At 34.4% G+C, this 7,930-nt stretch carries 6 protein-coding genes and 1 pseudogene; 2 read left to right on the forward strand and 5 right to left on the reverse strand.

Annotated features, from left to right (window positions below):
* Positions 1-248 precede the first annotated feature (248 nt).
* A complete protein-coding gene (locus JJE11_RS10205) occupies positions 249-446 on the forward strand; it encodes a transcription initiation factor TFIIIB (protein WP_291635198.1) in 198 nt (65 codons plus the stop codon).
* A 154-nt stretch (positions 447-600) separates the two neighbouring features.
* On the opposite strand, the gene JJE11_RS10210 is transcribed toward JJE11_RS10205, so the two are convergent.
* Both JJE11_RS10210 and JJE11_RS10215 read right to left on the reverse strand, forming a co-directional pair.
* A complete protein-coding gene (locus JJE11_RS10210) occupies positions 601-1,293 on the reverse strand; it encodes a DUF554 domain-containing protein (RefSeq protein WP_291635199.1) in 693 nt (230 codons plus the stop codon).
* Between the two features lie 499 nt (positions 1,294-1,792).
* The gene (locus JJE11_RS10215; RefSeq protein ID WP_291635202.1) at positions 1,793-3,064 is read right to left on the reverse strand and encodes a M14 family metallopeptidase; all 1,272 of its coding nucleotides are present in this window, start codon (positions 3,062-3,064) and stop codon (positions 1,793-1,795) included.
* Between the two features lie 433 nt (positions 3,065-3,497).
* Here JJE11_RS10215 and JJE11_RS10220 point away from each other — a divergent pair, with 433 nt between their 5' ends.
* A complete protein-coding gene (locus JJE11_RS10220) occupies positions 3,498-4,847 on the forward strand; it encodes a TIGR00366 family protein (RefSeq protein ID WP_291635204.1) in 1,350 nt (449 codons plus the stop codon).
* A 228-nt stretch (positions 4,848-5,075) separates the two neighbouring features.
* Here the strand turns inward: JJE11_RS10220 and JJE11_RS10225 are convergent, their stop codons facing one another.
* The 3 genes and pseudogenes from JJE11_RS10225 to JJE11_RS10235 form a co-directional block, all read right to left on the reverse strand.
* Positions 5,076-5,864 (reverse strand): OAM dimerization domain-containing protein, encoded by a 789-nt coding sequence (locus JJE11_RS10225; protein ID WP_291635205.1) that lies wholly within the window; start codon positions 5,862-5,864, stop codon positions 5,076-5,078.
* A gap of 3 nt (positions 5,865-5,867) precedes the next feature.
* Positions 5,868-7,421, reverse strand: coding sequence for a lysine 5,6-aminomutase subunit alpha (locus JJE11_RS10230; RefSeq protein WP_291635208.1), 1,554 nt, complete (start codon positions 7,419-7,421; stop codon positions 5,868-5,870).
* A 1-nt stretch (position 7,422) separates the two neighbouring features.
* Positions 7,423-7,930, reverse strand: a pseudogene (locus JJE11_RS10235) (hypothetical protein); the annotation flags it as partial.

The raw sequence follows: 7,930 nt of genomic DNA on the forward strand, positions 1-7,930 counted from the left end.
ACTTATCACAAATCTCAAAAATTCACTAGATTTTATGGTGTATCGTTCAAAAGATGAAGCTAAAAAAGAAAATGTATTTTTGGAAGATATTAATTTTGATGGATTTGGAAAGATTAGTGACTAAATGTCAACTTTCTTGGCTTATTCAAACTGCGCCACAATGGTAATCTATTTCAATTTTGTTATAATAATTAATTTCTCTGAATATTAATATTTTATAAGAATTAATATTTCAGGAGGGTATATTAATGGAACGTCAAAAGAAATGTCCAGAATGTGGTTGTGAAAAAATTGCACAGACTAAACTTGATATTAATGCAAAACTGTATCCTGTTGCCGCATTTTTCAAAATTATGAAAGGATCAGAAGTGAGTGCCGAGGTATGTACAAAATGTGGTCTTATCATAAATATGAGAGCACAAACACCAGAGAAACTCAAATTATAATTCACCTTTTCATTAAATTCGAAGAAATAGTCCTTATCAATGTCAAAATTAATATAACGCCTGTATCTTTAGTTACTATGTAAAATAAGATATAAGCGTTATATTTTCAGGTATAAAAATGAAAAATCTGAACTTTCATTATTCTACTTCTTACCTATATCAGTGTTACTATCCAGCAAAGAATTGGAACAATAATGATTGCGGGAAGATAATTTGCCACCTTTATTTTGGTAATGCCTACGATATTCATACCAAGTGCTATGATCATAATTGAGCCCGCACAGGTGATTTCCGCAATGGCGGCGTTTGTGAGAATTGGCTGTAGAAAATGTGCTAGCAGAACAATTGAACCCTCAAATACAAAAACGAAAGCGGCGGAAAATAAAACACCAATGCCAAGACTTATAGATAACATTGCCGATGATATCAAATCGAGCAGTGATTTTGTAAAAAGCATCTCGTTGTCTCCAGTTAGCCCTGAATTCAGCGAGCCTACGATCGTCATGGCACCAATACAAAACAAAAGACAACCTGTAACAAACCCCTCGGCAACCGTTGCGGAGTTATCGGAAGATTTCTTGAAATGTGTTCCAATCCACGCGCCTAAAGCGTTTACTTGCCTGTCAATATCCAGCCATGTCCCTATGATGGATCCAATGACAATGGAAATGATAAGAACCAGAGTATTTTCGCCTTTTAGTGCTCCTGCTATTCCAATGTAAATGGCGCATAGTCCTATGCCAAGCATGACTGCATCAGTATATTTTTTAGGTATTCCTTCCTTACACAGCAAGCCGACAAAACTGCCTATGATAACGGTAGCTGTGTTGACTAGTACTCCTATCATCTTGACCCCCCCCTTCTATTATTTGATTTATTTTATATAAGTTTACTATTGCTTCTGCCACTTGTAAAGAGATGGATTATAATAAATCTTTTAAATTTCTCATAGATGTGACGGAGGTGGTCTATGAAATCAACTAGGGTGATTTATGTAGGAGCCTTAGGATCTTTTATTTTGAAAAATAATAGGTATTGGTAATTTTCTTAGATTATGCTAACAAAAGTATAAATTGCGCAGAATGTATCGTACAAGCCTTAGTAATTCAAAATTATTTTGTTTGCAGCTGCGTAAAGAAAAAAGCATGTTTGAGCGACACAACAATTGAGAATTGTTGTGTGCCCATGAGGAATACTAAGAGGAAGCGAATTTGCTTTTTTAGCGGATGCAGATAAAATAATTTTTAGAATTAATTGGCGAAGTGAACGCATTTTAGCAATATATACTTTTCGTTATAGCATAATATAAGAAAAAACTCTTAATCATTTTTAGTATTTATGAATAATTAAACTATTGCCCCTTCTAATAACACTTTAATGTTGTCGCTATATATCTTATTAAACTGACTTATTGGAAGAGGATTTACTCCAAGGCCAACTTCAATTGTATAACCAGGTTTTCTATATTTTTCAATAAACCAATCCTTGTATCCGGAATAACTTGTAATTCCAGTAGTTTCTGCTAATTCATAACCACTTAGCCTTGAAAATATCTCTCCTATCTTTCTAGCTTCCAAGCTAGCCAAGTTTTGGTAATCCCAATATATTACTTCCCCTTGAGTGTGATAAGCTATTACTAATCTAAAATCAAGTTTTCTAGTGAAGTCTGCCACAGCTCTAGATTCTGATTCTGATTCTGGTGCGGTACCCGAATATCTTGTGGGTCCCGGTCCATATACTCCATAGCTTTCCTCTGCATCCTTTGATTTTTGCCACATAGCATCATAATTATGATTAAGGTCTACACCACGGATGTTAGCACTCCAATCTTTAGAAAAATCTAAACTTCTATTATTCCACTTAATTAAATCATTATAGTAAGGGTTGCTCTTATCTAGCCCATTAAGCACTAAGTCAACCCCATCTGGGTTTACCATGGGCATTACGTATATAGTACTTTTATTCCATATGTCAAGGGCATTAGAGCCTTCTATACTTTTGCCCGTTGCATAGGCTTTAGAAAAGTTTTCAATAAACTTCATTAAAAGCACAGCAGTTATCCATTCAATAGCATGATGAGTTCCATTATAAAAAACTTTATTAGGTCCATTCCCTAGTTTCACATAATAGAGCTCTTTTCCTAGCTCACTCTTCCCTGCACTAGCTACCTCAATAAATGGATACCTAGCCTTTAATCCTTCTAAATCTTTTTTCATAATATCATAAGTGTAATCAATATTTGTATAAACCACATCTAGTGAATAGGGAACTATAATCACCTGTCCTACTTGCAAATTATTAGGGTTAATTTTAGGGTTAGCCGTGATTATACTTGCAACAGTTGTGTAGTATCTCCTCGCTATAAAATATAGGGTATCACCGGGTCTAATTCTATAAGTATCATAACCTCTTAAGAATGAATTCATAAGCTTATAAGTATCATCGTTTACTACACCTGTTGGTGATAATCCAAAATACCTTTGGAACTTCCGAACAGCTGCTGCAGTTTTAGGTCCATAAATTCCGTCTATCGCCCCCGCATCATAACCTAATTTATTAAGTAGTGATTGTATCTCCATTACCGCTGGCCCTCTTGAGCCTATTTTTATGGTTTGCAAATTTGCCCTCCTAAAATTTCTTATACTACCATTCTATAAAATTAGCTCATTAATGTTACAGGTTTAAATAAGGCAGCTAAAAGAAATAATATATATTAATATTTTTTTCACAAACTAGCAGGAATTTACCCCTTAATATCGAATAACAATATGAGAGTAGGCACATTACAATTTAAATTATAGCTTAAATTAAAATGTCAATTTGAAGTAATGATTCAAATTTTATATTCATATAATTTTTTATTATCAACCTTCGAATATTAAGCTTGTATAAGTCTTTTTTAATATATTCGAATACTAACATATTGTCTGTAACTTATGCTATGTGCTTTTTCAAAAGCTAAAATTAAATTATGGCACATTAAAATAAATAGCAAGTCAAAGATTGACAAATATTTATTTTAATTTACCTATAAAAAGGAGACGAGTCAAAATGTTTAAAAAATTTACAAATGGTTGTGTTAATCTTGTTCAAAAGTACTTACCAGACCCATTCATATTTGCTGTAATCCTAACCTTCATTGTGTTAATTTTAGGAATGATAGTTACTGGCCAGGGACCATTAGCTATGACTATTCACTGGAGCAAAGGTTTGTGGACATTACTGGCTTTTTCAATGCAAATGGCATTAGTATTGGTTACAGGCCATGCACTTGCCAATGCGCCATCGTTTAAAAAAGGTCTTAAAACTCTTGCAAAAATACCTAAATCGCCAACCCAAGCAATTGTTCTTGTTACAGTTATTTCTACTATAGCTTGCTGGATTAACTGGGGTTTTGGACTAGTAATCGGAGCTATTTTTGCGAAAGAACTCGCTAAAGAAGTGAAAGGTGTAGATTATAGACTTTTAATAGCTTCTGCTTATTCAGGCTTTTTAGTATGGCATGCTGGTCTTTCTGGTTCTATACCACTAGTAGTTGCTGGAGGTGGGGAAGCAGTAGTAAAAGCCACTGCCGGTGCTGTTACTTCCCCTATTCCAACCAGTACTACAATATTTTCAGGTTATAACCTACTTATATTAGCTGTACTTTTAGTAACATTACCTCTTATAAATAAAGCTATGCACCCGGATAAAGAAAATACTGTTACAATAAATCCGAAGCTTTTGGTGGAAGAACCAGAAGTTATACTATCTAAAGAAAATATGACCCCTGCTGATAAACTTGAGAATAGCCATCTTATCTCAATATTATTAGTCATTATGGGATTTAGCTTTATTATTTATTATTTTGTTAATGGTGGTAGCCTTGATTTAAACATTGTTAATACTATTTTCTTATTCCTCGGAATTGCTCTTCATGGAACTCCTATAAAATTTGTTAACGCAATTACAAACGCGGCTAAAGGAACTGCTGGAATCATACTTCAATTTCCATTCTACGCAGGTATCATGGGTATGATGGTAGGTACAAGCGTTGCAGGGGTTTCTCTTGCAGGTGCTATTTCTACTTCTTTTGTTAATATATCTAATCAGTATACCTTCCCACTATTCACTTTCTTAAGTGCAGGACTTGTTAACTTCTTTGTACCATCTGGTGGTGGTCAATGGGCAGTTCAAGCTCCTATTATGATGCCAGCTGGTGCAGCACTCGGTATACCTGCTGCAAAAACTGCTATGGCTATTTCTTGGGGAGATGCATGGACTAACATGATTCAACCTTTCTGGGCATTACCCGCTCTTGGAATTGCTGGACTTGGTGCCAAAGATGTAATGGGCTTTTGTATAATTGATTTATTATATTCAGGCGTTATTATTGGACTAGGATTAATGTTCCTCGGATAATTCTAAGGGGAGGTTATCATATGGTTAAAATGAATCAATGAAGCACCCCCTTTCTCTTATTGATTCTAAAAAAAGCACTAAAAGTCCATCACTCTATTGATGATTGATTTTTAGTGCTTTTTTATTTTTTACATAAAAAAAAGAGTTGCCCCTCTATAGAAATTACTTCCTATTTTGGGACACTCCCTTATTATTTTTAGTGTGTTCTAATTGAATTTAGAAACGTTGTTAAACGAGACCTCTCTCAACCATTTCTGTAATAGCAAAACTTGCTATGTCACCAGCAAATTTACCAGGTCCGAAACCTGCATCGTATCCAAGCTCTTTAGCAAGTTCATGAGTTATTCTTGGACCCCCACATATTAACACAACTTTATCTCTGATTCCTTCTGCTTCTAATAATTCTACTAGATTAGTAAGATTTTTAATGTGTACATCCTTTTGAGTTACTGTTTGAGAAACTAGAAGAACATCTGCTTTAAGTTCTATAGCTTTTTTGATAAATTCCTCATTCTCAACTTGACTTCCGAGGTTTAAAGCTTCTATCATAGGGTATCTCTCAAGACCATAGTGTCCTGCAAATCCCTTCATGTTCATTACAGCATCTATACCAACCGTATGAGCATCTGTCCCTGTACTAGCTCCAATTATTACAACATCACGTTTAATGTTTTCTTTTATATACTCTCCAACTTCTTTCATATCCATTACATCACACTCTACGGTTTGAACATGAATCTCTTCATAGTTTACAGAATGCGATAATGAACCATAAACAACATAAAAAGAGAATTCTTTATCTAAAGATGCATGATGAGCACAGTTTGGATCTTTAAGTCCCATAGATTTAGCAAGTTGAATTGCTGCCTCTACTCCTCTTTCATTATCTTCTACAGGAAGAGTAAAGCTAACTTGAACCTTACCATCATTCATAGTATCACCATATGGTTTAATCTTTGTTAAATCTAGATTTTGGTCATACTCTTTAACTTCTAATGAATATTGTCCTTCGCTCATAATTTATTTACCCCCTAACATTAAATCTATAAATGGGTTAAAGTATGCTTTTTCTTTTTCTACAACTCCTGCAAGACCCTTACCACCATTAAATGGTCTTTTAATTCCTGCAAACTTCCCTTGCTGTATTGTACTAAATAACCCTTCTTTTTCAATTTCTCCAATCAAATCTGCTGCCTTATTTAATACTTCATCCACTCTTGTTTCCATTATGCCGCCTTTTTTGAAGGTAATTTCTGATCCTAAATCCTTCATAGTTCTAAATATATATTGAGCATTGTCTATTGATAACGCTCTATCTGACATAAATGGAGTGTGTATTGCTTCTGTAAGCATTCCAAGAAGATGCAATTTTTGTCCTGTCATGATAGTAACCATGTTGAATAAAGCATCTTGTACTTGTCCTTTAAATATATCACCAGTCATAAACTTAGTCGGAGGCATATATTTGAGTGGTGCTTTAGGGAAGATTTCTCTTGCCATTTGTGCTTGAGCTAATTCATATAAAAATCCGTTTTCAAATTCTGGGCTTATTTCAAATGCATGACCAAGTCCCATTTGTTCTTCTGGTAATCCAGCAACTAATGCGAATTGTTCATTTATAAATTGAGATGCTAGTACAGTATGAGCTTCTTCTACTGCATCTGATGTAGTTAAGTAGTTATCTTCTCCAGTGTTTATGATAACTCCAGCAAATCCATTGATTATTCTTGAGAAATATTGGTCAACTATAGTTCTTTGCATGTTAATATCCCTAAAAAGAATTCCGTATAGAGCGTCATTAAGCATTACGTCTAATCTTTCTATTGCTCCCATAGCAGCTATTTCAGGCATACATAATCCTGAGCAATAATTGCAAAGTCTTATATATCTTCCAAGGCCCTCACCAACTTCATCTAGGGCTGCTCTCATTAGTCTGAAGTTTTCTTGTGTTGCTAGTGTTCCTCCAGTACCTTCTGTTGTCGCTCCGTATGGAACGAAGTCAAGTAGGCTCTGTCCTGTGCTTCTTATTACTGCAATTATATCTGCGCCTTGCTTTGCAGCTGCTCTTGCTTGCGTTATATCTTCATGAATGTTACCTGTTGCAACTATTACATAAAGATATGGCCCACTCTTATCGCCAAATTTTTCAAGGTATGATTCTCTCACGCCTCTATTTTCTTTAATTTTAGCAACCATAGTTTTAGCTACTTTATCAACAGCAATTTTAATTTCAAATTCTTCATGCATAGGAATTTTGGTTAGATCTATTTCACCCTTTGCTACTTTATCCGCAATTTCTTGTGGCGAAAGACCAGTTTCAACCATAGCATTTCCTATAAACATTGAAGCTCCAAGTGCTAATCCATTACCATTTTTAATGTTGTCAACTACTACATTAGGAATTGGTACTCCTACATCATCTACCCCATCAATACCTAAAAGTCTACAAACGGTTCTTTCCACCGTTACTGTAGTATGTATGTCAATAAATTCTTGAGTGTCTTTTGCTATGTTTTTAGCCGATTGTCTTGCTTTTGCAACGACATCCCAGTTTAAATTTAATTTGCTTTCCATTTTATTCCTCCTCATTATAGAAACTTTTTGCTATATCTACTATCCCATTTTCAAGTCCTAGTAATACGGCTATATTAAGTGCATCTTTTGGCACTTTATTTTCTTTTGAAACCTTCTCTAACTTATATTCCATATGCTCTTGTATAATTTCAACAGAATGCGTTTTATTTAAATCTATCTTATACTTTAAGGAATTAAAATCAACATTCTTAAGTCCTATAACTTGATAATGCTCCATATTCTCCTGAACCACTCCATCATAATGAGTTGATATAAGGCTTACCGACTTAAATTTAGACAAGTATATGGATAGAGCTTTCATAAGGTAGTAACCTTCTTTTGGATTAGTGCCTCTTGCAAACTCATCTAAAGCTATAAATCCATTTTCTCTTTTTGCACACTCTACTACTTCTTTTAACTTTATTATTTCTGCTCCAAATGTGCTTAAACCTTTGGAGATGGATTGCATATCATCTGAAACAAAATGAATAAAACTCATGATTGGGAAT

Source organism: Clostridium sp. (assembly GCF_016650095.1).
Classification (GTDB): Bacteria; Bacillota; Clostridia; order Clostridiales; family Clostridiaceae; genus Clostridium_AD.